This window comes from Microbulbifer sp. YPW16 (genome assembly GCF_021290385.1).
Taxonomy (GTDB): domain Bacteria; phylum Pseudomonadota; class Gammaproteobacteria; order Pseudomonadales; family Cellvibrionaceae; genus Microbulbifer; species Microbulbifer zhoushanensis.
Genome location: NZ_CP089928.1, coordinates 760,613 through 787,183 on the forward strand (window position 1 = coordinate 760,613; position 26,571 = coordinate 787,183).

Sequence of the window (26,571 nt, forward strand, 5' to 3'; positions counted from 1 at the left end):
TACCACTAGGCCAGTAATTTCAGCCCTTCAATCTTTTCGATACCCAGCCCCGGCGTATCATTGAGAATGACATCGGCATCGGTATAAGTTGCCCCGCCAATGACAGGGTCAAACTCGCACAGGGATGGCACATCCAGGTCCAGCTTTGACACCACCGCTGAGCGGGCCGCAGCCACGTGCGCGGCGGCGGACACACCAATGCTTGTTTCCAGCATACATCCTACCATGCATTCCACATCGTACAGGCCGGCCAGGTCCGTCATCTTAAGGGCATTGGTGATGCCGCCGGTTTTCATCAGCTTGATATTGATGATCTCGGCAACCCGCCCCTGGATGATATCCATCATTTCCAGTGGGCCGAAAACACTCTCATCGGCCATGATCGGCGTTTTCACACGCTCGGAGATATAGCGCATGCCCTCCAGGTTGCGGGCCTTGACCGGCTGCTCGACGAGTTCCAGCAACACACCGGCATCCTCCAGGCTGCGGATGGCCTGCACGGCCTGCTTGGGGCTCCAGCCCTGGTTGGCATCCAGGCGCAGCAACGCCCTGCCCTTCACTGCCGCGTAGACTGCCTTGATGCGCTCGATATCCAGGCGGATATCCTTGCCCACTTTCAGCTTGAGGATTTCAAAGCCCCGCTCCACGGCGCTCTCGGCGTCCGCCACCATCTTGTCGATGTAGTCGACACTGATCGTGATATCCGTGGTGAGGCTGTTCTCGCCACCACCGAGGGCACGGTACAGGGGCACACCGAAGCCCTGTGCGAACAGGTCGTAAAGTGCGATTTCCACTGCGGCCTTGGCACTGGTGTTATTGACCATGGCGCCGTCGATTTCGCGCGCCAGCTGGTTCAGGTCGCCCACGTCCCGGTTGAGCAGCAGCGGGGTGAAGATTTCGCGGATAGCCGCGATAACCGAGGCGTGGGTATCGCCGGTAATGACGGCGGTCGCCGGCGCATTGCCGTAGCCGATGCGACCGTCATCGGTCTCCAGCATAACGATCACATCTTCCACGCACTCGACAGTCCGCAACGCGGTTTTGAACGGCGTGATCAGGGGCACCTTGAGCATGCCCAGCTTGACGTCAACTATTTTCATGGCATCACCGGTTGAATGGTTTTGATGGCGTAGATGCTGTCCACGAAGCTGCGCTCACGGCCCAGCTGCAGGGGTTTCAGGGGCGTCACCGAGACGCCGGACAGGGTACCGCGATATAGCTCGTCACCCCGGGTAAAGTAACTCAAGCCGGTTACATCGTGGATCACATACGGCTCGCCACCGGCGTGGCCGATATACATCATCACATGGCCGGGAATATAAATGAGGTCGCCAACGGTCAGGTTGTCCAGGGCCTGCAGCCGCTTCCGGTCATCCCCCGGCTCGAAAAACTGTGTCGGCGCAAAGGCCCCCTTGCCCTGCTGGCCGGAATTGCGCGGCATCAGGATCCCGAAGGATTTGTAAACCTCGCCCACGAACCCGGTGCAGTCGCGGCCATTGTAGTCGTGTCCCCAGCCATAGCGTTCACCCAGGAACTTGAACGCCTGTTCCAGAACCAGCGAGGGCCGGTATTCCAGGTGCCCCACATTGACGTCACGGCTGCGCGCCACCAGGGTGGGCTCGAATTCGAGCCGGCCATCCTCTCCCCGCACCGGCAGGCTGACGATATGGCTGGCAACCGGGTTCTGGCCATTCACATTGTGCCCCACCTCCGCAGCACTCAGCAGCGGCAGCGAAACACCCATGTCCAGCGCCTTTTCGGATGTGCGCGTATCGACAGGGTTGAAGTTGGTACTGACCTGCGCACCGGTCACCACCAGGCGAGGTGCCATGCCCAGCCATTGCTCCACCTGCCCACGCTTACCCACCGCCACCGCGGACTTGGGCAGCCAGGCAGCATAGTGGTAATTGACGGCAAACCACCACTCGCCATCCGCACTCTCGTGCAGGAGCACCACCTGCTGGCCGGGAAACACGCCGGTCTCCTGCAAGCGGTCCAGGTCCTGGTCGTCGGGTGCCTTGAAAATACGGTCGCCGGTCGGGAAGCTGCGCATACTGGCCCGCTCCACCACCACGCCCCACTGCAGTTCGACGACGTCAGGAACCTGCTCGCGCTGAACAGCTGCCTGCATCCGCCCGTAGTCGGCCTCACTCACCTGGCGGCCATCGCGGTAGTAGCGCGGCGAGGAAGCCGGCCGGCTGATACCGTCGAGCAGATCGCGCACCTGCTCACCCGGCATGGTTTCGCCCAGCGCCTGCAGGTCGTGCAGATATTCGCCCCGGGCGAAATTGCGGGCATTGAATGAATGGACCTGCTCAGAGCCCATGCGCAACGGATCGCCGTCGAGCCGCTGCACCCAGTAGTCGGCAGAGAGCATCTGTTCAGAGATACCGGGGACGTCACTGACAAAGACGGGAGAGGCCCCGCCGGCCCCGGGACCTGCCCGGTCGCCAGCATGTGCGGTGCCCGTCAAAACGAGCCCCGCGATCAGGATGTGAAGGGAAACCTTGAGAATCAACGCTGCCTTACCTTGTTGTCGTCACGGATGCCTCGGCCCCGTGTTTTTATTATCCGGTTATTCGGTGGCCTGGATGACGGATCCTGTACCTGCCCCAACAGGACTGACGCGCATCACCACAACAACCGACATGGTAGAAGAATACATTATTCAATCAACCACAACAACAAAGAATAATCTCGTAATAAAAAAAACCGGCGCAGAGCGCCGGCCAATGACAAGGACGAGAAAATCATGCGAACCGACGCCAAACCTCCAGCCCACATGCCAGGGAGATAAGAGAGAGGACTTACCACCCGCACCTATCGACGGCTGCCACTGCCGCCTTGAAGACAACGCTGTCTCAAGGAATAAAATATTAATCTAGGGTTGGACGGTCAAGAATTATTTATGTTTAATAGGCAGGATTGCACACTGGTGCAGCTTTGGGAGCTGGGGGTAAAGCTTCCGATGTAGTGAATGGCGCCAGCGACGACACGCGCAATCCCGCAAAGACCAGGATGAAGAACAAATGACTAATAAAGACAGCCGCTGTCCCCACTCAGTGAACCCGTCGTCCAGCAGGTTTTCCCACCCTATGACCAGCACCGGCCATGCAAGAGGTTCCACCATACCGGGCTGGCGACGAATCCTTGCCGCCGCTGTCGCAGCTTCAGCACTGGCCGGCTGCAGCAGCGCAGGAATGAATCACACCCCCGGCAGTGACTATCGTATCGAGACGGTGGAATCGCAGAATGCCAGTGAGCGGGTGCGCTTCCTGGTGATGCACTTTACCGCCATCGACTTCGGCACTTCCCTGCGGGTCCTCACCCAGCCCAGCTCCGCACCGGTCAGCTCCCATTACCTGATTCCCGAAAGCGACGACCCCAGTTACCCCCACGACGAGCTGCGTGTCTACCAGCTGGTGGACGAGAATCGCCGGGCCTGGCACGCGGGGCCTGGCAAGTGGAAAGACCGCACCCAGGTCAATGACCAGTCGATTGGTATCGAGATCGTCAACAAGAGCCACTGCGTCACACCAGTGGAAAGTGGCGAAGTAGCCGTCGGCGATGAAAACTGCTTTTTCCCCGAGTTCGACCCGGCCCAGATCGAGCTGCTGATCGCCCTGTCGAAGGATATCCTCGCCCGCTACCCGGACATCACGCCTACCAATATCATTGGCCACGGCGACGTGATTCCCCAGTACAAGATCGACCCGGGCCCTCGCTTCCCGTGGCAACAGCTGGCCGAGGCCGGCATCGGCGCCTGGTACGAAGAAGAAACCGTCCAGCGTCACCTGGAACACCTGCAGGGCAATACTTCCAGTGACCGGGAAAGCCTGCGTCGCCGGTTTGCCCAGTGGCTCGCGGACTACGGCTACGGCATTGACCCGGAGTCCGCCACCGACGAGGACATCAGCCTCTATACCCGTGCCTTCCAGTACCATTTCCGCCCCTGGAAAGTGGACGGCGAAGTGGACAACCAGTCCCGCGCGATCCTGCTGGCACTGCTGGAAAAATACTCCCCTCGCAAACTGAGCGGCTACCCCGAAATCAATACCAGCGTGCTGGCCGAACTGGAACGCGAATAATCCGCGGGCAAATGACGGACGCCCGGGCTCGCCGCGCGCCGGGTGTCTTCCCTGCCCCGGGACGGGGTAGAATTCCCGCAGGAGAAACACGGGAGCCTGAACCAGTATGGACACCATTGCCCGAACCCCGCAGCCCCCCTACTACGCGGTCATCTTCACCAGCCTGCGCAGCGACATCGACGATGGCTACGGCACCATGGCCGCACGGATGCTGGAACTCGCCACGGACCAGCCCGGCTTCCTGGGCGCCGACAGCGCCCGCGAGAGTGTGGGCATTACGGTTTCCTACTGGCGGGACCTGGAATCCATCCAGCGCTGGAAGCACCACACGGAGCACTGCGAGGCCCGCCGGCTGGGCCGCGAAAAATGGTATACCGCTTTCAGCACGCGGATTTGCAGGGTCGAGCGGGATTACACCTTTGACCGGAGCGGGACGCCATGAAAACCATTGGCATCCTGGGCGGCATGAGCTGGGAATCCACGCTGGAGTATTACCGCCTGCTCAACCAGGGTGTACGCGAGGCACTGGGTGGCCAGCACTCGGCGCGGATCGCACTTTACAGTGTGGACTTCGCCCAGATCGAACAGTTGCAGCACGAGGGTAACTGGGAAGCCACCGCCGAGATCCTGGCCCGCGCCGCGCAGGGAGTAGAGGCGGCCGGTGCCGATTTCCTGCTGATCGCCACCAACACCATGCACAAAATCGCAGACCAGGTGCAGGCGCAGGTCGGCATACCGCTCCTGCATATCGCCGATGCCACAGCCGACAGCCTGCGCCGGCATGGAATCGGGAAAGTTGGCCTGCTGGGCACGCGATTTACCATGGAGCAGGACTTTTACCGCGAGCGCCTGCGGCAACAGGGGGTTGAGGTGCTGGTCCCCGATGAGGGTGAGCGGGAGCTGGTACACCGGGTGATCTATACCGAGCTGTGCCAGGGTAGGGCCAACCCCGACTCAAAAGCGCGCTACCTGGAAATTATCGCCGGGCTGGCAGGCCGCGGCGCAGAGGGCGTTATCCTCGGTTGCACGGAGATTTCACTGCTGGTGCAACAGCCCGATACACCGGTGCCGCTGTTCGATACCACCGCCATCCATACAGACAGGGCCGTGGCATACGCACTGGACTGATGCCGGGAAGACTGATGCCAGGAAAAGGAGCCGGGGCTAGCGCCGCTCACCCAGCGCCCGGCGGATGTCCACAATCGTGGCGACACCTTCCGGGTTATCCCCGTGCACACAGATGGTGTCCGCCTGCAGGGCATACTGCCGGCCGTCACTGGTGGTGACACTACCGGCAGCAATTTCCTGTACCTGGCGCAGTATCTCGTCTCGCCGGTGCAGCACCGCCCCCTCCTCACTACGCGGCACCAGCAGCCCGGCAGGGGTATAGCGCCGGTCGGCAAAGGCTTCCAGCAGCACATCCAGCCCGTATTCCGCCGCCAGCTGCCGGTGCCGTTCGGCATCCGGTGTTGCCATCAGCATCAGCGGCAGGTTGCGCCCGTGACTGGCCACGGCCGCGAGAATTGCGCGTAACACCGACTCGTCCCGCAGCATATCGTGGTACAGGGCCCCGTGCGGCTTGACGTACTCCACCCGGGTGCCCACTGCCCTGGCCAGCCCCTCGAGGGCACCAATCTGGTACAGCACCATCGCGGAAATCTCATCCGGGGAGCACTGCAGCGAGCGGCGGCCGAATCCCGCCAGGTCCGGGTAAGCCGGATGGGCACCCACCTGTACCTGGTGATCCGCCGCCAGGCGCAGGGTACGCTGGATAGTCAGCGGGTCGCCCGCATGGAAACCACAGGCAACATTGGCCATGTCGATATGCGGCATTACCGCGGCTTCCCCGGCCACCTGCCAGCGGCCGTAGCCTTCCCCCAGGTCACAGTTCAGTTTCATGCCGGCCTCCCAACTGGTTTATCTCGCTTCATGCGCCCGTTTCCATCACCCTCGCTAACCGGTTTCGCACTCGAAAAAGCGCCGCTGCTGCCGCAGGGCCTGCTGCGCCCCTTCCAGCGTGCCGAGGCTGAATAATACCGTCGCCCCCGGGCGCGCCTGCGCCAACAGGTCCAGGTCCACGCTGTAAACATGGCCGATTTTCGGGTAACCGCCGATCGTCTGGCAATCTGCCATCAAAACGATCGGCTGCCCGTTACTTGGCACCTGGACTGCGCCCGGCGCCACTGCCTCCGAAATCATACTTCCCGGCAACCCGGTCATGGGTGAGCCCTCCAGGCGCACCCCCATCCGGTCTGAAAGGGGCGACACCCGGTAAGCCTGCGACAGCAGGGTTTGCCGGTGCGCGGAAGAGAAAAGCTCAAACTGGTTGGAAGGCACCAGCCGCAGCGGGATATCGCCGCCGTACTCGCGAATATACTCGCGCGGCACCCCGGCCAAGAGCGTCTCGGCAGCGGCGATATAGGGCAACCGGTCGCCGGACCGCAACGACCTGCCGGCAATGCCGCCAATCCGCTCGCCCACCGTTGTGGCCCTGCTGCCCCAGACCGGTTCAGCCTGGATTCCCCCGGCCAGGGCCAGGTAACTGCGGACACCACTGCGGGCCACCTCAGCCTCCAGCAGGCTGCCGCTTTCAGCACGGTGTGCAGCCCAGTTGGCAACCGGCCTGCCGTCGAGGCGCCAGTTGCACTCGGCACCGGCCAGGGAAAATGTGGTGGCGTGGGAAAAGCGCATGGCAAAGGGACCCAGGGTGATCTCCAGCAGGGCATCCCCCGGTGCATTGCGCAGTAACCTATTGGCCCAGCCAGCCGCGTGCCGATCGAGGGCACCGCCGGGACTGACGCCCAGGTGCCGCTGGCCATGGCGACCGCTGTCCTGGATCAGGGTCAGGGGCCCGGCACGCTCCACCGTGGCGAATTCACCCATCGAGTTCGCCCCCCAGCTGCTCGAACTTTTTCCTGGTCACCGGCACAAAGCGCACCCGGTCGCCCACGGCCAGCAGGACGCGCGGTGGGTTGCTGCTGCGGTCAAACAACGTCTCCGGACAGCGGCCGATCAGGTTCCAGCCACCGGGGCAGCTGTCCGGGTAAACCGCCGCCTGCGCACCGGCAATGGCCACGGCACCGGCAGGCACCCTGGGCCGGGGCGAATCCAGCCGGGGCACTCGCAGGGGTTGCGGCGTTTTACCCATAAAAGCAAAGCCCGGGCGAAAGCCGAGTGCGTACACGCGGTACTCTTCCGCCGCATGCATATCGATAACTTCCCCGGTGGTGAGGCCGGCAAATTCCGCCACCCGTTCCAGGTCCGGCGCAGCTTCCCCGCCGTAATAGACCGGCAACTCCACCATCCGGCCCTGCGGGGCTGCCTCTACCTCATCCGGCTCCAGCAATACCTGCTCCGCACACTCTTCAAGTTTCCGGTGAACCTCGCGGTATTCACTGCGCAACAGGTCGTAAAAGACGGTGACACTGCAGTAAGAGGGCACCACATCGGTGACCCGGTCACCCATCTCGCGGCGCACCAGCGCGGTCAGTCGCGCGATACGCGCCAGCGTCCGCTCGTCATAATCATCGGAAAGGTAGAGTGTGAGGGATTCGTCGCTGGAATCTGCGATCCGCATCATAAGGCCACTCCCTGCTCTCGCCGCACCCCGGGATAACGGGGCACCGGCCGTACATATCCCCTGGAATTCCCCTACAGGTTATCTCAAAACAGCCCGCCGGCGCAGCACCGGCGAGCCGGGTAATTGCGCCGCATTCCATCCGCTATATCAGGTACCGGGGTTACCCGGGGAGCCGGCCGGCAAGGGCGATTCCACTGGCAATACCGTCACCGGTACCGCACCAGCGGGCAGGGTTTTCCGGGTCAGCGCCTCGGCCAGGGCCATATAAATCGGCCCATGTAGCCGGTTGTCATTGTCGATAAACGCCTTGTAGTCAAAGCTGGCGATATGGATATCCGCCAGTTCACGGAAGCCCGCGGCCTCGTACGGCGAGCGCATGCTGACAAACACGGTCTTGCATTGCCGCGCCCGTGCGCGTTCCAGTGTCTTGCGATACTCGCGGTACAGTGCGTGCACCGGCAGGCGCGCGCGGCGCAGTCCCGGCAAGTCTTCCATACCACCCCATTCCACCGCACTCTCGCCGGGAACAATGCTGGCGACAATCACCAGGTCGGCGGGTTGGTCCTCGATCCGCGCCGCTGCTTCCTGCGGTGGCACTATCTCGATCCGGGCACGGGTGACCGCCTCCAGCGAAAGGCGGAAAGCCTGGCCCACCTCCTCCGATGGGGCGACAACCTGGATGGTCTGCACCCCCTGGTCGATCACCGGCAGCGTCCCGGCCTCGACCGGGTAAATGGCGCTGAGCGCCGCACCGGCCAGCTCACGGGCAATTGTCCGGTGCCCCGGGCTGGCCATTACCTGTCGCGCCGCGGCGACTTTCTCCCGCTCCCCCGCACCAATCCAGTCGCGATCGATCACACGCTGCTTGAGGGCGGCAATGCGGTCGATCGAAGCATCAATTTCCGCCAGGGACAGCTCGCCCCGCTCCACTGCCGCCACCACGTCGGTGATCAGCTGGTCCAGCTTTTCCAGGTCCTCAGGGAAACGCACCTTGATCGGCATCAGGGCAATATCCGCACCGGCGGCGAAAGTGCGCACCACCGCCTCTTCCGGGGTGAAGTAGTGGCTGATACCGGCCATATGCAGGGAATCGGTAATGATGAGCCCCTGATAATCGTATTCGTCCCGAAGAATTCCGGTGAGGATTTTCCGTGACAGGGTGGCGGGCACGACGATTTCCTCACCGCTTTTCGCAACCAGAGTGCTGTCATCCAATGCCGGGTACTGGATATGCGCGGTCATGGTCAGTGCCGGCGCAGCGGCGCCGATCACATGCCGGAATGGCAGCAGGTCCGTGGCCCGTGCCTGCTGCCGGCTGCGCTCAACCCGCGGCAGCCCGGTGTGGCTGTCGACCGAGGTATCACCGTGGCCGGGAAAATGCTTCAGGGTTGCGGCAATACCGCCCTGCTGGAAAGCCTGCACGCTGGCAGTCCCCAGCTCCGCCACCACCTGTGGATCCTCGGAATAGGAACGGACATTGATCACCGGGTTATCCGGGTTGCTGTTCACATCCACCGTGGGGGCAAAATTGACATTGAACCCCAGTACCTTCAGCTGCTCTGCCATGGCCAGGGCGGTCTGGCGCGCGAACACATCACCGTGCTTCGGGTAGGTGGCACCGATGGCCATATTGCCGGCAAATGCCGCACTCTCATTGCGGGGCAGGCGATTCACGCGCCCCCCTTCCTGGTCTATCCCCAGCAGCAGCGGCCAGCCGGTAGCAGATTCAAGTGCCGCCCGTTGCAATGCGTGATTCAGCCGCACCATCTGGCCACTGTCCCGCAGGTTATCGGCAAACAGGATCACCCCCCCCAGGCTGTTGCGGGCAATCAAGTCCCCCAATTCCGGCGGCAGCTCGGTGACCGGTTGCCGGCAGTTCTCCCGCATGCCATCTCCGCGGTTGGTCGTCCCACAGTAATAACGCAGGTCCAGCATGATCTTCTGGGCAATTTTCTGCCGCAGGTCCAGGTCCGATACGGCTGCCACCTCAGTGTCGTCGCACGCGGAAAGTGAGAACAAGGCGGCCAGCAGGGCCGCGGGCCGGGCAATTCTGGACAGGCTAGGAATCTTCATCGCGGGAGATAATCCATTATTTTGCGGCTTTCTGGATGGAATATTTTATTCTGCCGAAGATCTTTCCCGTTCACAAGGAAAAACCGCGCAGCGTCGGGCCGCTGTCCGCCCGGCTCGGGGGCACGCATCGACATTTCCAGCGGATACCGACACAGACAGCCGGGAAATGACAAAAGTCCCTCATCAGGGCAGCCCCTGAGGCGGCGATTTCTACATTCGGCAAGCTTATCCCACCCCGGGGCGGCCCGCGGCGATGAAACGCACAGGATTGTTTACGCTTAATTCAACATATGGCTGGTAAACGGTTCACAAAGTGAACCACCTGGCCGGATACGGATGCCTGCATTCTGGTCCATGGGATCATGGAGGCAAGCGTGTCATCGAGCAGCTGGAATGAAATCATCGACAAGCCGACCTTTCTCGGCTCGCTGTTCCTGCTGATGGCGGTCACCCTGCCCCTGGTGATCTTCCCCGAGGCTGGTGCGGCCTGGGTGGCGACGGCCAAGGCCTTTGTCACCGACAAGCCGCACAAGGAGGCGGGGGCGGGGCCACAGCCACCCATCCAGGCTGTAACCAGCGCGGTGCGCTTATCCAGTCGTTAATTCCAGCTTATTCAGGGTCGCGAGGGGAGCCCAGTGAATCCTTCGTATACAGGCGCTGGACCACCATGATCACGATTGCCGTGGTCCAGCCGAAAATGATGATGCCACTGGCTGCCTGCAATGATGAGAGCAGGCGCCACTCTTCCCCCAGCACAATATCGCCGTATCCCAGGGTGGTGAATGAAACCATCGAAAAATACATGGCCGGTTCCAGTTCCCGGAACGCTCCCAGCATGCGGTAGGCGGTGGCCCAGATCCAGACCTCGAATGTCGAGGTCAGGAACATCAGCAGCACAGTGAGTGAGACCACCGCGGGGCGGCCGGGCACCAGAACCGGATGCCCCGGGCGCAACTGGTTGAGGGCGCGAGTCCAGTGAATGGCAATTATCATGGCAACCGCGTGAACCATGGTTGTCAGGATGATTAGTACCGATGCGATCAGGATCACCTTGAGCATTACTTTCCCGCCTTCCCTATTGCAGCACCTTCTTCCACTTACCGGTACGATCGAGCATCTCATCCCGGACCGGCACCGGCAGCAGCTGCTTAACGCTGCGGCTCTCACGTACCTCCCAGCCGCCGCCCAGTGATCGGTATACCTGCACCAGGTTGGCAGCCACTGCACCCCGGGCCCGGGCGAGCAGGTCCTGCTGCTGTGCGTCAGCGGTCAGGGTACTGATCACCGTGTTGAAACCGACCAGCCCGTTGGTGTACTGGGCGGACGACAGTGCCACCGAGCGGCTCGACGCCGCCGCGGCGCGGCGATAGCTTTCCAACTGTTCGTGGGATTTCAGGTACGCCACAATCGCATTCTCCACGTCAGCCTGGGCCTGCAGCACGGCCTGGCGGTAGTCCTCCAACAATTGCTGGAAGCGCGCATCCTGCAAGCGAACATTGCTACGCAGCCGGCCGTAATTAAACAGGTTCCACTGGAAGCCCCCGAACAGGTTCCAGGCTTCACTTTCCCCCTCGAACAGCCTACCGGCTTCCATCGCGCGCGAGCCGATCGAGCCACCGATGGAAAAGGCCGGGTACAGCTCAGCCTCGGCGACACCAATCTGCGGTCTCTGTGCCGCCAGGCGTCGCTCCGCCGCCCTCACATCCGGCCGCTGGCGCAACAGGTCCTGGGGCATACCGATGGCAATCTGTGCTGGGACAACCGGAATCGCGCCCGGCATCCCCGCCAGTGATGTGGCTGCCGTGGGCGGCATTCCCAGCAGCACCGCCAGCGTGTTCTTCAATTGCTGCAGCGTGGTTTCCAGGCTGGGTACAGCCGCGCGGGTGTTATACAACAGCGCCTCGGCCTGCTCGGCATCGAGCGCACTGACCTCCCCGGCCTCGAACTTCGCCCGGGCGATACGCAGGCTTTCTTCCTGCAGGTCGATATTATTCCTGGCCACCTTCAGCCGTGCCTGCGTGGTTCGGATCGCCACATACGTCTGGGCAACCTGGGCTACCAGCGAAACCAGGACACCGTCGTAATCGGCCACACTGGCGCCAAGGTCGGCGCTGGCGGACTCCACCTGGCGCCGGAATCGCCCCCACATATCCAGCTCCCAGCTGAGATTGAAGCCAATATCGTATTCCTCGATGATCAGCTCGCTCTCCTTGGTACGCGAGACAGAACCGGCCAATTCCTGCAGCTGCGGGTACTGGTTACCGACGGCAATAGCCAGTTGCTGCTGTGCCTGCATTACCCTCAAGGCAGCCGAGCGAAGAGTGAGATTCCGGTCCAGCGATATAGCCACCAGCTGGTCCAGAACCGGGTCGCTGAATGCATGCTCCCACCAGAGCGGATCGACAGGCTGGCCGCTGTCCAGGCGTGCACTGCGCTCTTTACTCCAGCTGTCCTCGAGCGGCACCGGCGGGGGCCGATAGTCCGGCCCAAGGGTGCAGCCCGCTAGGCAACAGACCAGTACCAGTAGGGTCCACGGGCTCTCAAGCGCCCGCACGGCCTGTGGCAAGGACCTACTTTCCAGAGGATACCGGTCCATTCTCTTCCCGGGCGGCGGTGCCGCTTTTCACCATCACCGAACCGGTGATTCCAACCCGCAGCTCGACATCGTCGGGCACATTGTCCAACACGATTTTCACCGGCACGCGCTGCGCCAGGCGAATCCAGTCGAAGGTCGGGCTCACCGCAGGCAACAGTTCGTTGCCGGTGCTGCCATCCTGCTGTGAAATCCCGCGGCTGATACTGTCTACCCGCCCCGCCAGTGGCCGGTCCGGATATGCCATCAGGGTAACGACGGCACGATCTCCCGGCGCAATCCGTGCAATGCTGGTTTCCTTGAAATAACCCTCTACCCAGAAGCTGCCGGCGTCGACAATTGCCAGGGCGGCCTTATTGGCGACAGCCTGGCTCCCATCGCGCAGCCTCAGGTTGGTAATGTAACCATCCACTGGCGCAGTTACCCGGCTAAACTCCAGGTTGAGTTCCGCCTGCCGGACGGCCGCTCGCGCAGCCCGGATACTGGCATTTCCCTCGCCGACAGTACCCAGCCGTGCACGGGCCTCTTCCAGGTCAGCACGGGCCCCGTCGAGCGAAGCCCGCGCCTGTGCCAGTTTCGCCTCTGCCCCCTTTCGCTTTTCCCGCGCAATGGCGTGTTCCGCCTGCGCGCGCTCTAGCGATTTTCGTGACGTGGCGCGCTGCGGCAACAATTGTCGTTGCCGCTGGAGTTCGGCACGGCTCTTCTCGATCTCGGCATCAATTTCCTTTATAGCGCTCTCAGCCTGCCAGACAGCAGCCTCGGCCGCCTCAACCTGCGCCGCCGCAACCTGTACCTGCTGCTCGGTGGCCAGGTAGCTATCACCGGTTTTGTCGTATTCTGCGCGGGCACGCGCCAGTTCCGTCTCAAAGGGGCGCGGGTCAATCTGGAACAGGAGCGCGCCACGCTGCACATACTGGTTATCACTCACCGGTACATCCACTACCTGCCCGGTCACGTTAGGCGTCACCTGAATAACCCAGGCTCGCACCTGGCCGTTTCGGGTCCATGGGTTTTCGAGAAACTTCCATACGGCCAGGAGTGCTACCACCATTGCAAGCAGCAGGACCAGCCCGGAAAACAAGTAATTTCTCGCGGCATTCATGTTTCAGATGCCAATAAAAAAAATGCCGAACAGCAGGGTGTATATGATCACCATGCCAATCAGGACCAGTGGGGGACTGGCAAAATACCGGGAGAGTCGATAATGATCGAATGCTCGTGCCGTCATCGTGGCCGCCCCGAACCCCAGGACAGCGGCAAGCAGCAGGGGGGGCAGGTAAATCCCTCCCAGGGATATTTCATGAGGTATTGGCAACATCGTGTATATCACTCCGTGAGTTGCTGTGCCCTGGCAATTGCTGTTCCTTGCTAGAAAAAACGCGGTTCACTCCATTTTCGCCAGTCAATCCCGCGCAGCTGCTCAGTGAGGGAGGCCAGTAGCTCACTGACACTCCGGGACACCCCCAGCAGTAATAGTGCCCCTTCCAGCTGACGCCCGTCCGGCTGACTACCGGCAGGCGCCCCTGTCGCGCCATGGTACTGGCGCAGCAGGTTTTCGATTTCCCGCAGTTGTGCACCTTCCCGTGCGCTGGAATTGGCGGGGGCTGGACGCTCCCCCTTCCGGGTAACAGCCGCCAATCGCTCCAGCGCATCAGCCGCGGCCCCCTGCCAGGATTCCAGTGCCGCCCCTGTAGCGTTTTTGCCCGCAACATCGCCGGCGTGCAGGCGCGCCTCCACGAGCGCATTGATACGCGCGGCCAGTGCCTCGCACCGGGCAACCACAGCCCGCAAGTTAGCCTCACTATCCCCTGGCAGGTAGCGCCGCTCAATAACCCCCGCTAACAGGGAGAGTCTGGCAGGAATCCGGGCGACCAGGTTGCGGTGATAGCGGCTGCGCCAACCGGTGGGTCGGCCCGTGAGGAGCCACGCGCAGCTGCACATAAACTGCCCGAGTTGGCGCTGGAACATGTGCTCAGGGCGTGGCGAGAAGGGTATATAGGCAGCAAAGGACAGTAGTATCAGCAGGAGGGTGACAACAACCAGCATGTTGGCGACAGCGCTGAAGCTGTAAACCTGTGAGTTGCTGATACCCATCACGGACACGAAAAATGCCAGCGCTATGGACCGCCCGGCAGCCCTGCGGGGACCGGAAAACAGCAGGCAGAGGGCGAATGTCACGCCGAAGATCAATGGTCCCAGCGACCAGAAAGTTGATAAGTGCGGCAGCACCAGCAGGTAGATGGCCCCGGAACAGAGAATGGCCACCAACACTGGCAGGAATATTTTGCGCGGTGCAACAAAGGGCATTGCCGCCAGTGCAATCGACAGTGAAGCGGCCAGGGAGAGGATCAGTGGCCCTGCCGGCAGGCCGTCAACGTACAGGTAACCCAGGTAAGCCAGCCAGATGGTGAATATTACCCGGGCAACCCCGCCGAGCCGGTCTGGATCGGGCATCAGGTTCCCCAACATCCTCGACGCCGCACCCGTGTCGGCCACGGCCGGGAATTTACTACCGCGACTCTTAGCTTCATTACTAATCGCGCATGCGGCCTGGGCTACGCTATCCACCTGCTCGGAAACCCGCTGCAACAGCCTCCTGAGGACGGTAACCACAGCCGAATCCAGTAGCCGGGAATCGGGAATGCGCGCCGCCTCGACAGCTATTTTGCCGTATTCTTGTGGCTCGCCGGGCTGCATTTCTCCGACGGGCCCCGTCAGCGCCTGCAAGCGCCTTTCAACTCCGGAGCAGTAACTGTCGATACCGGGTAGCAGTTCCCGCAACAGTCTGTCATCCACCTGGTAGAGACTTTCGCTCAGCCGCTCCAGTAACTCGGTCAGCTCTGTCGACGATGCCAGCAGCTGTTGCCATTCGCGGCGTCTCTCGTGGACCAAGTGGCTGTCTGCAATGGCCGCATCCAGCAACGGACTGACCGCCGACTGCGCGTGGACAAGGTCGCTGCGCGCGTTCACCAGTGCCGTTGTTCGCCCGGCGCCGGCAAGCACTGCCCGGCACTCCTGAAAAAGCGCCAGCTGGGCAGACTGTAACCGCTCGAAAGCCTCCCGGAGATCCCCTCTGCTGTTGCGTGGCCATATCAGCAGGGCCACCAGGGAGTACACCAGGATACCCAGTCCCGTCTGCTGGGTACGCAGCATCGCGATTTCAAAGGCGCCGCTGTGACTGGTGGCTGCGTTGACGCAGATGATCACACTGACCCAGCCGCCAATTTGCCAGAAGTAGGAGTCTTTTGCCCCCAGCGAGAGATAAGTGCACACTCCCAGCCACGATGACAGTGCAGCCATAAACAGCCACCGGTCCTGGGGAAAATGCGCCACTATCACCAGCGCGGCCACCACAGCCATCAGCGTGCCCAGCATTCGTAATGCTGCCTTATTGAGCGACATACCGAGCGACGACTGGCTCACCACTGCCACCGCGAGTCCCGCCCACGCCGCCTTACCCCAGTCGAGGCTGAGGGTAATGCCATAGACTGACACCATCGCCAGGGCGGTCTTTATTGATTCGCGAGTAGCGACGCTCAGTGGGGGCAATTTCAGCATCAAGGTAAGTCCTCCCCTGCCCCGCTCACCGTTCGTGATGGTCGGTTTCACTGCGCGCGAGCCGGCTGGGCTCACCGGCGGCCAGCCGGCGGACAAAGGAGTTGGCGGTGAGGCCGTGGGCAATGACGCTCAGCAGGATCGTACACACCACTGTCACTGCGATCGTCCCTCCGCCGGGCAGCCTCTCATTCAGTACAATTACGCCGAAGACAATGCTCGCTAGCCCGCGCGGGCCGAACCAGCCTATGAATAGCTTTTCCGACGTCGAGGAACCGACGCCAGCAAGGCACAGGAAAACCGGCAACATGCGCACCACCGTCAGGCTCAGGACCGCATAGCAGAACACCTGCCAGGAGAGCAGGTGAAGATAATTCCCGACCACCCCAGCCCCGAAGGCGACCCAGGTCAGGAGGGCCAGGGTATCCCCGGTCTCCTCCGCGGCCGTCAGGAGCGGTTCTTTCTCTGCCCGGGCCAGCCAGCCGAACAGCAACCCGCCGGAAAATGCTGCGATGAAGCCGCTGCCACCAAGCCACTGCGCGGCGGAAAAACATCCCAACGCCATGGCCAGTACCGGGACCTGGCCCCAGGTCTCTGTGACCCAGCCACGCCCTGACGCAGCCCGGAGGAGGTGCGCCATCAAAAGCGTCAATCCCAGCCCCACCAGCAAGCCCAGGCCCAGCTCTTTCAGCACGAGCATCAGCCCCAGTCCTTTGGAGGCCTCCGGTGTCACCGCACCAGAGGCCAGTGCCAGGAATACAAACAATATCGGGACGCAAATACCATCATTGAGCCCGCTCTCCGCACTGAGCCCCTGGCGGATATAGGGAGGTACCGCGGTGTTGGTCACTACCGCTTTGCCCAGCGCAGCGTCCGTCGGTGCCAGCATCGTCGCCAGTACCGCCACTTCGAACAGGCTCAGCCCGTCGAACAGGAAAGCACCCACGACAACACCCAGCACAATGGTCAGGGGCAGGCCCACAAGTAGCAGGCGCCGCGGCACCCTGATCGTCTGCCGCAGCACGCCCAGGTCCGCGTTGGCGGCATCGGTGAACAGCACCAGGGCCAGGGTCAGCTCCGCCAGCGCACGCATCCCCCCGGAGTCAACATTGAGATCCAGCAATCCCAGGCCCTGGGCCCCCATCAGGAACCCGAACAGGGTGTATACCAGGGCACCGTTGATCGGTGTCCGGTCCGCACGACCGCCGATGACGCTGTAGAGAAATACAAACAGCGCCAGGATACAGACATTCTGGTAATTCATGGGTAACCCAAGCCTTGTGGCGCGTTCCAGCCATTGCCCACCCACGGCAGCGCAGGGACCTGGAAGCTGTCCTTAGTCTAGATGACACTATCGCCCTACCCGCCTGCCCACTGAGCATGCAGGCAAACCGAACGCCATCGGATCGGGCGGTGTCAGCGCTGTATAGGGCCACTGTGCTGGCGGGCTTGGGCGGCTGGGGCTTTGCCATACCATGGAATGTACCATCCGCCCTGAAGTGCCCCTGGTATGGCCGCTAGGGTGTTTATTGCACTACCTTTCAGCCGGGAGTACGCGGCAGGCCGCCGCGCCCCGGCGAACTGCGGACAAACGACATGAGTAGAAGCCGGGCATTCAATGCGGGCCAGCAGATCGTGTTAGCGGCAACTAACAGCCCGCCCATCTAAATCAGCGCCATTACCGGAAAGCATTATGGATCAGTGTGTCATTTGCGGAAGGGAAGCCGAAGTAACCGAAGGCTACTACTATAAAGTCACCTGCAGCACCTGCTTTGGCGGCAAGCCGTACGGCGTGGCGGGCGACTTGTGGAGGAGTGGCATTCCCATCGATGGCACAAGGGCGGAGGAAGTGCTCTCTGAGAAGTTTGCACAGGGACAGGACTTGCCAGTACTTGACTGGGATGGCACGGAATATCTTTAGCCTGTTTCCTGAACCTGGCCAGCCAAAGCCAGCTCGGGACGGTGATCACGCCCACATGTCTCTCAATGTGCGAGAGGACTCGGTTACTCTCCCACCTCCTGCATATTCCCAACAACGCCGCCCCCGCATCGCCCACCTTCCGGTAACTGCCTGCTATCCCGTCCGCGCCACCGGCAGCTGCCGGAAGTCAGTGGTATATGCCGGTGACAGGTGTTCGCGTTTCATTTGCCATTCGTCCGACAGCCGGGCACTGGCGAGCACCGCCCCGCCCCGCCCGAACCGGCGGTTGATTTCCGACAGGCAAGCCGACAGGCGTTCATTGTCGTCGTCGCCGGCATTGCCGAACAGGTCGTCCTGTTGTTCCTGCGCCGGTTCCAGAGCCGAAAAACAGACCGAAGCGCGGCGATAGTCGCGCCCGGCTACATATATCTCCTCCAGGCAGCCCCTGGCGGCAGACGTGAGCGCCCTGCTGTCTTTCGTTGCCGGGCGGAATTCCGCCTGCCCCGACACATGCCGCCACTCCTGCCCGGCAGCCCGGGTCTGGACCGACACGGTGAGCCGGCCGGTGACGCCATCCTGGGCGGCAAGCTTCTCTCCCGCCAGCTGCACATGGTTGGCCACCGCCGCCATTACATCGTCAAACGACACGAGCAAACGGCCGAACATACGCCCGGAGACGATCTCGTTTTTCGCCTGCGCCAGCGGCGCCAGTTCAATACAGGGAATCCCCTGCAGTTCCCGCACGGTGCGCTCCAGCGTTACCCCAAATGCCTTGCGGATAGTGGGGACATGGGACGACGCCAGGTCCCAGGCGGTGTGGATGTCCAGCGTTGCCAGCCGCTTTGCCAGCCGGCGGCCGACGCCCCACACGTCGCCTGCCGGCATCTGCCTGAGCAGCTGCTGGCGGTGGTACTCGGAACCGATGTGCAGGACACCCCCGGGGACACCCAGGGTCTTGGCGAAATGGTTGGCCGCCTTCGCCAGGGTACAGGTGGGGGCAATCCCCGCGCAGCAGGGCATGGATGTCCACCGGTGTACCGACGTCACCAGTTGCTGGCAATGTGTCGCCAGCCCCTCGCCGAAACCGGCAAAGTGCAGGAAGCTCTCATCGATACTGTACTGCTCTACATCCGGGCAGAACTGTTCCAGCGACGCCACGAAGCGGGTGGACATATCGTGGTAGAGCTCGTAGTTGCTGCTGCGCACCACAACACCGCGGTCGCGGAACAGCTGGCGCACCTCGAACACCGGCACGCCCATTTTCACCCCCATCGCCTTGACCTCGCCACTACGGGCGATCACGCAGCCATCGTTGTTGGAAAACACCACCACCGGCCGGTGGCGGATGCGGGGGTCGAAGGCGCGCTCCGAGGACACATAGAAGTTATTGACGTCCACCAGGGCGACCTGGTCGGGCTGCTGGTCCCAGCGCTTCACGGTTTCCCCCTGTGCCGGGTGAGGCTGGCAATCACCACCCCGTCCAGGTCGAACTGCGGCGAGCGCGCCAGGACAATATCCGGGTAGTCCCCGTGGCCCGCCAACAGCCGGGGCGGGTTGCCCCGGTATTGCTTGACCAGGAAGCCCTCTTCGGACCCGGCGATGACAATGTCACCATCGTGCAACTCGCAGCTGCGATCCACCACCAGCAGGCTGCCGTGGTGAATACCAAAGCCGGTCATGGAATGCCCCTCGGCCCGCACCAGGTAACTGGCGTGGGGCCGCCGGATCAGCCAGTCGTGGATACTGCCGGGCGCGGGGCCGGGATCGGGCCGCCGCCGGTAAAGGGCGATGGTGGCCGCGATCACGACCCCCGTCCCCTCCCCTGTTTCCGCGCCTGCCGGCGGCCACTGCAGCGGCTCCGCATCGGCGCCGACCCATACCCGGTCGCCCGCCACCGGCTGCAGGGACCGGTCCAGCACAAGGTGCACCCGGCCATGCCCGCCCAGGGGAACCAGCTGGCAACTGGCGCGGCTGGGCCACAGCCAGTCATCCAGCACCAGAGGCCGGGCGGCATAGGCTGCCGCCGGTGACGGGAAGCCGGCGGACACGGCGACTGGCAATAACGGGACAGGGTTAGAAAATACTGTACACATATCCAGTATTTTCGGCAGGTAGCCCCAGCAGGTCAAGCACCGCGGTGCCGACAGGACTGACCGGCAGTCCGGCGCCACGCCAGTCGCTCCCGGTATCCGCGCGCCTGCACTTGGCACCCCATGCCAACATGGTGAACCATCGGCTTCCGGGGGCCGGGCACTGGCTATTGCACCGGCCCTTCTGGCGCTAAATTAAACATACTGCTGCGCCTCTTTTCCGGTCGATCAATAAAATCTGTAACCGGCTGCATCCAAACTACTCCCCCATCCCGTCAATAGAATCGTTGGCAACAGGAATTCATCGCTCGACCGGCTCAACCCGGCTTCGCACCTGTAGCCGCTCTTGGGGTTTCGTGATCTTATCGCACACGGTCCATACCAACTCACACCAACTGACGCCGGCAAGGATTTCGGCGAATCTGGCGAGATGAGACAAATGAAGAAGAAAGTTTTGAAAGCTGCCGCACCAGTAATGGTGCTGGCGCTGGGGTTCGGGGTAGTACAATTCATGTCCGCCGCCAAGCCGGCACCGGAAAAGAAAGAGGAAGAGCAGCGCCCGGTATCGCTGCTGTTCAGCGAGGCCCGGGAGGAATCGGTACACCTCGCGGTGAGCACCCAGGGGGAAGTGCGGGCGCACACTGAGATCGACCTGACACCACAGGTTTCCGGCCGCATTATTGCCATCTCGGAAAACTTTGCCGAGGGCGCCGGCTTTGAGTCCGGCGAGACCCTGATCCAGCTTGATGATGCCGACTATCGCCTGGCGGTGGCCCGAGCCGAAACCGGCGTAAGACAGGCCGAGGTCCTGCTGATGCAGGCGAAAGCCGCTGCCGACATCAAGCGCAAGCAATGGGAATCCATCAATCCCAACAAAAAGCCCACCCCACTGCAGGTTAACCAGCCCCAGGTAGCGGAAGCCGAGGCCAGGTTACGTTCCGCCAGGGCAGAGCTCACCGATGCGAAACTGAACCTGGCACGCACCCGCATCAAGCTGCCCTTCCGTGGCCGGGTGATCAGCCGCGATATCGGCGTGGGCCAGTATGTCACTGCCAGCATGCCCCTGGGCCGGGTATTTGCCACCGACCGCGTTGAGGTGCGCCTGCCACTCACCGATGCACAACTACAGGAACTGGAGCTGCCCATGGGCTTTGTCGCCAGCAACGACAACCCGGGCCCGCAGGTAACCCTGTCAGCCCAGGTGGGCCGGCAACAGCGCCAGTGGCAGGGACACATCGTCCGCACCCAGGCTGCGGTGGACCAGCAGACACGTCTGATCTATGCCGTGGCCGAAGTGAAAGATCCCTATGGGGCGGGCGCCAGTGACGGCGTCCCGCTCGCTGTCGGGCTATTTGTCACTGCCGAGACAGAGAGCGTGCAGGAGCGCCGCGCCACGGTGCTCCCCCGGGAGGCCCTGCGCAATGCCGACAAAGTCTACGTGATCGACGAAGAGGATCGCCTGGATATCCGCACGGTGGAAGTCCTGTCCACTTCTGAAAGCCGGGTCGTGGTCGCCTCTGGCGTCGCTGATGGCGAGCGGGTGGTGACCTCCACCGTCGCCAATGTGGTGGACGGCATGGCCGTACAGCCCATTACCCAGTTGGCCCGCAAGTAACGGAGTGCGCGCATGAACAAATTGATTGAATGGTGGGCCCGCAACAGTGTCGCCGCCAACCTGGCCATGATGGGTATCTTCGTCGCCGGCATTATCGGCTTCGGCCTGATGGAACGGGAGATGGACCCGCAGGTGCGCTTCCCGGGCCTGGAAATTCGCGTCGCCTGGCCCGGCGCCGCCCCCGAGGAAGTGGAAGAGCAGATCGTCGCCCGGATCGAGGAGGCGGTCAGCGACCTCGATAATATCGAGTGGGTCCGCTCAACCTCGTCCGAGGGCTTCGGTGAAGTCTACATCCTCGCAGAGACCTCAGTGGACTTCAGCCGGTTTATGAACGACGTGAAGATCCGCGTGGACAGCATCTCGTCCTTTCCCCGGGACATAGAACCGCCGCAGGTCCACCAGTGGGTGAATCGCCAGGAATATATCCGTGTGGCGGTACACGGTGACCTGGGCGAGCGTGAACTGAAACGACTGGCGGAGCAACTGCGGCGCGAGGCCGCTGCCCTGCCTGCAATTTCCGTGGTGGAGCTGTTCGGCACCCGCATGGAGGAAGTCTCCATCGAGGTCAGTGAACTGGACCTGCGCCGCTACGGCATTACTTTCCAGGAAGTGGCCGATGCCATCCGTGCCAGCTCCATCAACCAGTCCGCCGGCACCGTGCGCACCGAGGTAGGCGCCTACCAGCTGAAGGTACGTAACCAGGCCGACACCGAACAGGAGTTTGCCAATATTATCGTGCGCCAGACGGCGGACGGCGGCACCATTCGCGTGGGCGATGTGGCCACAGTGGTGGACGGCTTCGAGGACAACGAAATCCTCGCCACCCTCAACGGCGAGCCCGCGGTATTGCTGCAGGTGATGAGCACCGAGACCATGGACATCATCACCGCATCACAGTCCATTCGCAAATGGATTGCCGAGCGGCAGGAAACCATGCCGGCGGGCGCCAAGCTTACTCTCTGGACCGATAACGCCGAGGACTTCAAGGGTCGCCTGGATACCATTGGCTCATCCGCCTTCCAGGGCCTGTTACTGGTATTACTGGTACTGGTGTTCAGCCTGCGCCCGAAGGTGGCCTTCTGGGTGGCCATTGGTATTGCCACCGCTTATGCCGGTGCCTTCGTGCTACTGCCGAGCGTGGGTGTGTCCCTGAACATGCTGTCCACCTTTGCCTTCCTGCTGGTGCTGGGGATCGTGGTGGACGATGCCATCGTGGTGGGTGAGAGTATCCATACCCAGTCCCACAATGTTGACTACCGGCATCCCGATGCCGGGCTCAAGGCTTCGGTGCTCGGCACACAACTGGTCGCCAAGCCTGTGGTCTTTGCCGTGGTCACCACTGTCCTGGCATTCCTGCCGTGGCTGTTTATCAGTGGCTCCACCAGCGATTTCACCCGCCATATCACCTGGGTGGTGATCCTGGCGCTGCTGTTCTCCCTGATCGAGTCCCTGTTTATCCTGCCGGCGCACCTGCGCCAGCTGAAGCCACGCACCGAGATGGGCCGCTTCGGGCGCCTGCAGAAAGGTATTGCCGACCGCATCGTTTACTTTGCACAGAACCACTACCGCCGTATCGGCCAGTGGGCGGTGGACCGCCGCTACCTGACCCTGAGCATTTTTATCGCAGTGCTGATGATTGGCTTCGGCATGTTCGGCAGTGGCTGGGTGAAGAAGAGCTTTATGCCCGAGATCGAGTCCGACGAAGTCATTGTCAACGTTGTGATGCCCGAGGGCGCGCCCTATAGCCGCGCACTCGAAGTGCTGGCCCAGCTGCAGGACGCGGAAAAGCGCCTCGTGGAGGAGGTCAACCAGCGCACCGACGGCCAGGGCGTATTGATCGAGAACTGGTATACCCGCTCCCGCCGGGACAGCGTACTGGCCATCGTCAAGCTGGCACCGCCGGAAGTGCGCGAGATGTCCGCCAAGGATGCGGCGCTGCGCCTGCGGGAACTGCTGGGCGAGATTCCGGATGCCAAGGAAGTCTCGGTACAGTATTCCATGGGTAACAACGGGCCCGGCTTCGAGCTTTCCATCCGCCACCCGGACCTGGAGGTGTTGCGCGCGGCCACGGCCGAACTGGAAGGCCAGCTGCGCAGCTATGAAAGCCTCTACGATGTGCGCAACAACCTGGAGGGCGCATCGGAGGAGATCCGCATCGACCTGCAGCCCGGCGCTGCCAAGCTTGGCCTGACCCTGGCAGACGTCAACCGCCAGGTGCGCCAGGCCTACTTCGGTGAGGAAGTGCAGCGCCTGCCCCGCGCCGGCCAGGACGTGAAAGTAATGGTGCGCTACCCGCTGGAATCCCGCCGCTCCATCGAGAGCCTCAAGGACTTCCGCGTACGCACCGCCGATGGCCGAGAAGTGCCCCTGCTGGCGGTGGCAGAACTGGAATACGCACCGGGCATCAAGCGCATCCAGCGCTGGAACGGCAACCGCGCCGCGCGCGTGATGGCGGACCTTAAGGACGATGTGCGCGGCGAGATCATGAAGGACCTGAACGAGAACTTCTTCCCCGCCTGGGAAAAGCGCTACCCGGGTATCATCCGCGGTGCCGTGGGCCAGGCAGAGGGCGAGAAGCGCTTTATCCAGGAAGTGCTGGGCCTGTACACCATGGCCTTCTTCGCCATGTACAGCCTGCTGGCAGTGGCCTTCCGCAGCTACTCCCAGCCGATCCTGATCCTGGTTGCCATTCCGTTTGCTTTTGTCGGCGCCATCTTCGGGCACGCCGTTACCGGCATGACCATGGCGATCTTCAGCTACTTCGGTATCGCTGCTGCCGCGGGTGTGGTGGTCAACGACAACCTGGTGCTGATGGATCACAGCAACCGGCTGCGTGACCAGGGCATGCATCCACTCAAGGCCATCGTGGAAGCCGGTGTGGCCCGCTTCCGCCCCATCCTGCTGACCACCGTCACCACCATTGTCGGCCTGATGCCAATGATGATGGAACGCAGCATCCAGGCGGCATTCCTGCAGCCGATCGTGGTGGCACTGGCATTCGGGGTATTTGTGGCCTTCTTCGTGACACTGCTGCTGGTACCGGCGCTCTATGGGGTCGGCGTGGATATTGGTGCGGCAACCGGTCGTGCCAGGGACAGGGTGAAGTCCCTGCTGGCAGGCCCGAACCACAGCGCCGATACCGCCAGCGACTGAGCCAACATCACTGGAGCGCGACCAGACGCGGTTTCCACCTGAAACTTCACTGAATGAACAGGCCCGGCAATATGCCGGGCCTGTTCATTCAGGAGCCAGTCCTGCCAGGCGGCAACCCTGCAGTATGCCGGACCCGACTCTCCCGGCAGTACTGACACGGGCATCTTTACCGGCTGGCACTGCCGACACACCCTCCTATAGTGCGAATGCCACTGCCATCCGGCGCAGCCCCCCTCGCCCACGACCAACCTGATCACGGCTATGGCTCACTCATTACCGGCCGCCGACCGGGCCAGGTACAGGCGCAGCAACTTGATTAGGCCTGACTTCTCTGTATCCGTAAGGACTGACAGGAGCCTGTCCTGGGTCGCAACGTGGTCAACAATCGCCTTTCTAATCACCGCCCGCCCCCGGGTGGTTAATTTTACCTGCCTGCTGCGCCTGTCCCCGGGGCTCACCACCCGCTCAATAAAGCCTCCCCTCTCCAGGGAGTCCAGGCGGCTCGTCATCGAGCCGGAAGTCACCAGCATCTGGTCGAGCAACTGCGAGGGGGTGAGCGTGTACGGCGGTCCGCTGCGCAATAACGTGGCGAGGACATCGAAGCCGGCGTCAGTCAATCCGTGACGGCGAAATGTCGCCGACATTGCCTGCGTCATCTGTTTATTGACCAGCTGTAAACGGCCGATCAGGGCCATCGACGAAGTGTCCAGCCCGGGCATTTCTGCCGCCCAAAGCTCCTGAATGCGGTCAAGGTTATCCATACCGGTATCGCCCTACTATCTTGAACTCAAGACAATCATGCATTATCTTGAATTCAAGGTAAAATCCGGAACTCGAGGTATCCCAGGCAATGAACACGGAAAACCCGCCTTTCCTGGTTGCACGATATGCATTGATCATCGCGATTGTCGGCGGACTGGCCGCGCTGCTGACCTTCGCCGCAGGCGGTCTGGGAGGGACCGGTGTCACGGCACAGGAATTCGTCGACCTGCAACAGGGCCACACTGTGCATGCGGGGTTTCGCCGGGCACACGCCAAGGGCTTTTGTGTGGCCGGTGAATTCGTTTCCAGCGGGGCTCTGGAACCCCACACAACCGCGACGCTCTTCGCCAGCCAAACCACGCCCTTTGTGGGGCGGCTCTCCATCGCCGGCAGCAACCCGACCGCGCCCGACCTGAAGGCCCCGGTAAGAAGCCTGGCCCTGAGTTTCGCTGTGGGTGAGCGTGAGGCCTGGCGCACAGCAATGAATACCCCACCGGTGATGGCGGTTCGCACACCGGAAGACTTTTTCCTGCAGCTCTCGGCATTGGCACCTGACCGGGAAAGTGGCAAGCGCGACCCGGGCAAGATCAGCCGTTTTTTCGACGAGCACCCTGAAAGCAAGGCCTTCACCGACTGGGCCTCGAACTACCAGCCCACTGGCAGCCTGGCCACGGAGAAGTACCACAGCATCAATGCGTTCTATCTCGTTAATTCGGGTGGAAAGCGGCAGGCAGTCCGCTGGCAAGCGCGACCGGTCGCCCGGGAAACAGGCATCCGCCCGGCCCCGGGCAGGGACGCGCTGCACCGGGAGTTCTTCCGCAGGCTCGGGCAGGGCCCGGTAAAATTTGACCTGGTATTTACCCTCGCCGCCCCGGAAGATGACGCGGATGACCCCACCCGGCCATGGCCGCAATCCCGCCGACAGCTGGTGGCTGGCCAGCTTGTCATTAATAGCGCGACACCCCAGGCGGGCGGCGCCTGCGAGGGAATAAGCTTTGATCCCCTGGTTCTTCCGCACGGTATGGAACCGACCCGGGACCCCATCCTGCGCGCCCGCTCCGCAGCCTACGCCGAGTCATATCGCCGCCGCGCAAGGGAACACTGGTTGGGCCGTGCCGGGGAGGCAGGAGAATGAAACCGG

Annotated in this window: 22 protein-coding genes; 7 read left to right on the forward strand and 15 right to left on the reverse strand. The window is 62.3% G+C overall.

Annotation, left to right across the window (positions count from 1 at the left end):
* Positions 1-5: 5 nt before the first annotated feature.
* Positions 6-1,100 (reverse strand): dipeptide epimerase, encoded by a 1,095-nt coding sequence (locus tag LVE68_RS03350; RefSeq protein WP_232942974.1) that lies wholly within the window; start codon positions 1,098-1,100, stop codon positions 6-8.
* Positions 1,097-2,473 (reverse strand): SH3 domain-containing protein, encoded by a 1,377-nt coding sequence (locus tag LVE68_RS03355; protein ID WP_232942975.1) that lies wholly within the window; start codon positions 2,471-2,473, stop codon positions 1,097-1,099. The genes LVE68_RS03350 and LVE68_RS03355 overlap by 4 nt, the downstream gene beginning before the upstream one ends.
* Positions 2,474-3,200: 727 nt before the next feature.
* Here LVE68_RS03355 and LVE68_RS03360 point away from each other — a divergent pair.
* From LVE68_RS03360 to LVE68_RS03370, 3 genes are all read left to right on the forward strand, one after another.
* On the forward strand, positions 3,201-4,088 hold the full coding sequence (locus LVE68_RS03360) for an N-acetylmuramoyl-L-alanine amidase (RefSeq protein WP_232942976.1): 888 nt from the start codon (positions 3,201-3,203) through the stop codon (positions 4,086-4,088).
* A gap of 106 nt (positions 4,089-4,194) precedes the next feature.
* Positions 4,195-4,530 (forward strand): antibiotic biosynthesis monooxygenase family protein, encoded by a 336-nt coding sequence (locus tag LVE68_RS03365; protein ID WP_232942977.1) that lies wholly within the window; start codon positions 4,195-4,197, stop codon positions 4,528-4,530.
* Positions 4,527-5,216, forward strand: coding sequence for an aspartate/glutamate racemase family protein (locus tag LVE68_RS03370; RefSeq protein ID WP_232942978.1), 690 nt, complete (start codon positions 4,527-4,529; stop codon positions 5,214-5,216). The genes LVE68_RS03365 and LVE68_RS03370 overlap by 4 nt, the downstream gene beginning before the upstream one ends.
* Before the next feature lie 36 nt (positions 5,217-5,252).
* Here the strand turns inward: LVE68_RS03370 and LVE68_RS03375 are convergent, their stop codons facing one another.
* The 4 genes from LVE68_RS03375 to LVE68_RS03390 form a co-directional block, all read right to left on the reverse strand.
* A complete protein-coding gene (locus LVE68_RS03375) occupies positions 5,253-5,987 on the reverse strand; it encodes a 5-oxoprolinase subunit PxpA (protein WP_232942979.1) in 735 nt (244 codons plus the stop codon).
* A 54-nt stretch (positions 5,988-6,041) separates the two neighbouring features.
* Positions 6,042-6,971, reverse strand: coding sequence for a biotin-dependent carboxyltransferase family protein (locus LVE68_RS03380; protein ID WP_232942980.1), 930 nt, complete (start codon positions 6,969-6,971; stop codon positions 6,042-6,044).
* Complete coding sequence (gene pxpB / locus LVE68_RS03385) at positions 6,964-7,668, reverse strand: 5-oxoprolinase subunit PxpB (protein WP_232942981.1); 705 nt, start codon at positions 7,666-7,668, stop codon at positions 6,964-6,966. Before pxpB ends, LVE68_RS03380 begins: the two co-directional genes overlap by 8 nt.
* A 147-nt stretch (positions 7,669-7,815) precedes the next feature.
* Positions 7,816-9,741 carry a glycoside hydrolase family 3 protein gene (locus LVE68_RS03390; protein ID WP_232942982.1) on the reverse strand — a complete coding sequence of 642 codons (1,926 nt, stop codon included), beginning with the start codon at positions 9,739-9,741 and terminating at the stop codon, positions 7,816-7,818.
* Between the two features lie 374 nt (positions 9,742-10,115).
* Between LVE68_RS03390 and LVE68_RS03395 the strand changes: the two genes are divergently transcribed.
* Complete coding sequence (locus LVE68_RS03395) at positions 10,116-10,343, forward strand: hypothetical protein (RefSeq protein ID WP_232942983.1); 228 nt, start codon at positions 10,116-10,118, stop codon at positions 10,341-10,343.
* 7 nt (positions 10,344-10,350) lie between these two features.
* Here the strand turns inward: LVE68_RS03395 and LVE68_RS03400 are convergent, their stop codons facing one another.
* The 8 genes from LVE68_RS03400 to LVE68_RS03435 form a co-directional block, all read right to left on the reverse strand.
* Positions 10,351-10,800, reverse strand: a complete 450-nt coding sequence (locus tag LVE68_RS03400) for a potassium channel family protein (RefSeq protein WP_232942984.1) — start codon at positions 10,798-10,800, stop codon at positions 10,351-10,353.
* A 16-nt stretch (positions 10,801-10,816) separates the two neighbouring features.
* On the reverse strand, positions 10,817-12,337 hold the full coding sequence (locus LVE68_RS03405; protein ID WP_233005637.1) for an efflux transporter outer membrane subunit: 1,521 nt from the start codon (positions 12,335-12,337) through the stop codon (positions 10,817-10,819).
* Positions 12,312-13,415: an HlyD family secretion protein gene (locus LVE68_RS03410; RefSeq protein WP_233005638.1), complete on the reverse strand. Its 1,104-nt coding sequence runs from the start codon at positions 13,413-13,415 to the stop codon at positions 12,312-12,314. The genes LVE68_RS03405 and LVE68_RS03410 overlap by 26 nt, the downstream gene beginning before the upstream one ends.
* A 24-nt stretch (positions 13,416-13,439) precedes the next feature.
* The gene (locus LVE68_RS03415; RefSeq protein ID WP_233005639.1) at positions 13,440-13,652 is read right to left on the reverse strand and encodes a DUF1656 domain-containing protein; all 213 of its coding nucleotides are present in this window, start codon (positions 13,650-13,652) and stop codon (positions 13,440-13,442) included.
* Between the two features lie 50 nt (positions 13,653-13,702).
* Complete coding sequence (locus LVE68_RS03420; protein ID WP_233005640.1) at positions 13,703-15,892, reverse strand: FUSC family protein; 2,190 nt, start codon at positions 15,890-15,892, stop codon at positions 13,703-13,705.
* 25 nt (positions 15,893-15,917) lie between these two features.
* Positions 15,918-17,153 (reverse strand): cation:proton antiporter, encoded by a 1,236-nt coding sequence (locus tag LVE68_RS03425; RefSeq protein WP_233005641.1) that lies wholly within the window; start codon positions 17,151-17,153, stop codon positions 15,918-15,920.
* 810 nt (positions 17,154-17,963) lie between these two features.
* Positions 17,964-19,247 (reverse strand): Y-family DNA polymerase, encoded by a 1,284-nt coding sequence (locus LVE68_RS03430; RefSeq protein WP_233005642.1) that lies wholly within the window; start codon positions 19,245-19,247, stop codon positions 17,964-17,966.
* Positions 19,244-19,903, reverse strand: coding sequence for a LexA family protein (locus tag LVE68_RS03435; protein WP_233005643.1), 660 nt, complete (start codon positions 19,901-19,903; stop codon positions 19,244-19,246). Before LVE68_RS03435 ends, LVE68_RS03430 begins: the two co-directional genes overlap by 4 nt.
* Before the next feature lie 436 nt (positions 19,904-20,339).
* Between LVE68_RS03435 and LVE68_RS03440 the strand changes: the two genes are divergently transcribed.
* Both LVE68_RS03440 and LVE68_RS03445 read left to right on the forward strand, forming a co-directional pair.
* Positions 20,340-21,515 (forward strand): efflux RND transporter periplasmic adaptor subunit, encoded by a 1,176-nt coding sequence (locus LVE68_RS03440; RefSeq protein ID WP_233005644.1) that lies wholly within the window; start codon positions 20,340-20,342, stop codon positions 21,513-21,515.
* A 12-nt stretch (positions 21,516-21,527) separates the two neighbouring features.
* Entirely contained in the window at positions 21,528-24,668 is a 3,141-nt protein-coding gene (locus tag LVE68_RS03445) for an efflux RND transporter permease subunit (RefSeq protein ID WP_233005645.1), read from the forward strand.
* Positions 24,669-24,934: 266 nt separating this feature from the next.
* Here the strand turns inward: LVE68_RS03445 and LVE68_RS03450 are convergent, their stop codons facing one another.
* On the reverse strand, positions 24,935-25,429 hold the full coding sequence (locus LVE68_RS03450; RefSeq protein ID WP_233005646.1) for a MarR family winged helix-turn-helix transcriptional regulator: 495 nt from the start codon (positions 25,427-25,429) through the stop codon (positions 24,935-24,937).
* Positions 25,430-25,518: 89 nt separating this feature from the next.
* Here LVE68_RS03450 and LVE68_RS03455 point away from each other — a divergent pair, with 89 nt between their 5' ends.
* A complete protein-coding gene (locus LVE68_RS03455) occupies positions 25,519-26,565 on the forward strand; it encodes a catalase family peroxidase (protein WP_233005647.1) in 1,047 nt (348 codons plus the stop codon).
* Positions 26,566-26,571: the final 6 nt, after the last annotated feature.

What these genes read in the sequence shown, in the direction of transcription:
- LVE68_RS03360 (WP_232942976.1), top strand. Translation starts at nt 3,201, where the DNA reads ATGAATCACACCCCCGGCAGTGACTATCGTATCGAGACGGTGGAATCG.
- LVE68_RS03415 (WP_233005639.1), bottom strand. Translation starts at nt 13,652, where the DNA reads ATGTTGCCAATACCTCATGAAATATCCCTGGGAGGGATTTACCTGCCC.
- LVE68_RS03425 (WP_233005641.1), bottom strand. Translation starts at nt 17,153, where the DNA reads ATGAATTACCAGAATGTCTGTATCCTGGCGCTGTTTGTATTTCTCTAC.
- LVE68_RS03365 (WP_232942977.1), top strand. Translation starts at nt 4,195, where the DNA reads ATGGACACCATTGCCCGAACCCCGCAGCCCCCCTACTACGCGGTCATC.
- LVE68_RS03400 (WP_232942984.1), bottom strand. Translation starts at nt 10,800, where the DNA reads ATGCTCAAGGTGATCCTGATCGCATCGGTACTAATCATCCTGACAACC.
- LVE68_RS03445 (WP_233005645.1), top strand. Translation starts at nt 21,528, where the DNA reads ATGAACAAATTGATTGAATGGTGGGCCCGCAACAGTGTCGCCGCCAAC.
- LVE68_RS03420 (WP_233005640.1), bottom strand. Translation starts at nt 15,892, where the DNA reads ATGCTGAAATTGCCCCCACTGAGCGTCGCTACTCGCGAATCAATAAAG.
- LVE68_RS03405 (WP_233005637.1), bottom strand. Translation starts at nt 12,337, where the DNA reads ATGGACCGGTATCCTCTGGAAAGTAGGTCCTTGCCACAGGCCGTGCGG.
- LVE68_RS03380 (WP_232942980.1), bottom strand. Translation starts at nt 6,971, where the DNA reads ATGGGTGAATTCGCCACGGTGGAGCGTGCCGGGCCCCTGACCCTGATC.
- LVE68_RS03370 (WP_232942978.1), top strand. Translation starts at nt 4,527, where the DNA reads ATGAAAACCATTGGCATCCTGGGCGGCATGAGCTGGGAATCCACGCTG.
- LVE68_RS03390 (WP_232942982.1), bottom strand. Translation starts at nt 9,741, where the DNA reads ATGAAGATTCCTAGCCTGTCCAGAATTGCCCGGCCCGCGGCCCTGCTG.
- LVE68_RS03350 (WP_232942974.1), bottom strand. Translation starts at nt 1,100, where the DNA reads ATGAAAATAGTTGACGTCAAGCTGGGCATGCTCAAGGTGCCCCTGATC.
- LVE68_RS03455 (WP_233005647.1), top strand. Translation starts at nt 25,519, where the DNA reads ATGAACACGGAAAACCCGCCTTTCCTGGTTGCACGATATGCATTGATC.
- LVE68_RS03375 (WP_232942979.1), bottom strand. Translation starts at nt 5,987, where the DNA reads ATGAAACTGAACTGTGACCTGGGGGAAGGCTACGGCCGCTGGCAGGTG.
- pxpB (WP_232942981.1), bottom strand. Translation starts at nt 7,668, where the DNA reads ATGATGCGGATCGCAGATTCCAGCGACGAATCCCTCACACTCTACCTT.
- LVE68_RS03440 (WP_233005644.1), top strand. Translation starts at nt 20,340, where the DNA reads ATGAAGAAGAAAGTTTTGAAAGCTGCCGCACCAGTAATGGTGCTGGCG.
- LVE68_RS03435 (WP_233005643.1), bottom strand. Translation starts at nt 19,903, where the DNA reads ATGTGTACAGTATTTTCTAACCCTGTCCCGTTATTGCCAGTCGCCGTG.
- LVE68_RS03450 (WP_233005646.1), bottom strand. Translation starts at nt 25,429, where the DNA reads ATGGATAACCTTGACCGCATTCAGGAGCTTTGGGCGGCAGAAATGCCC.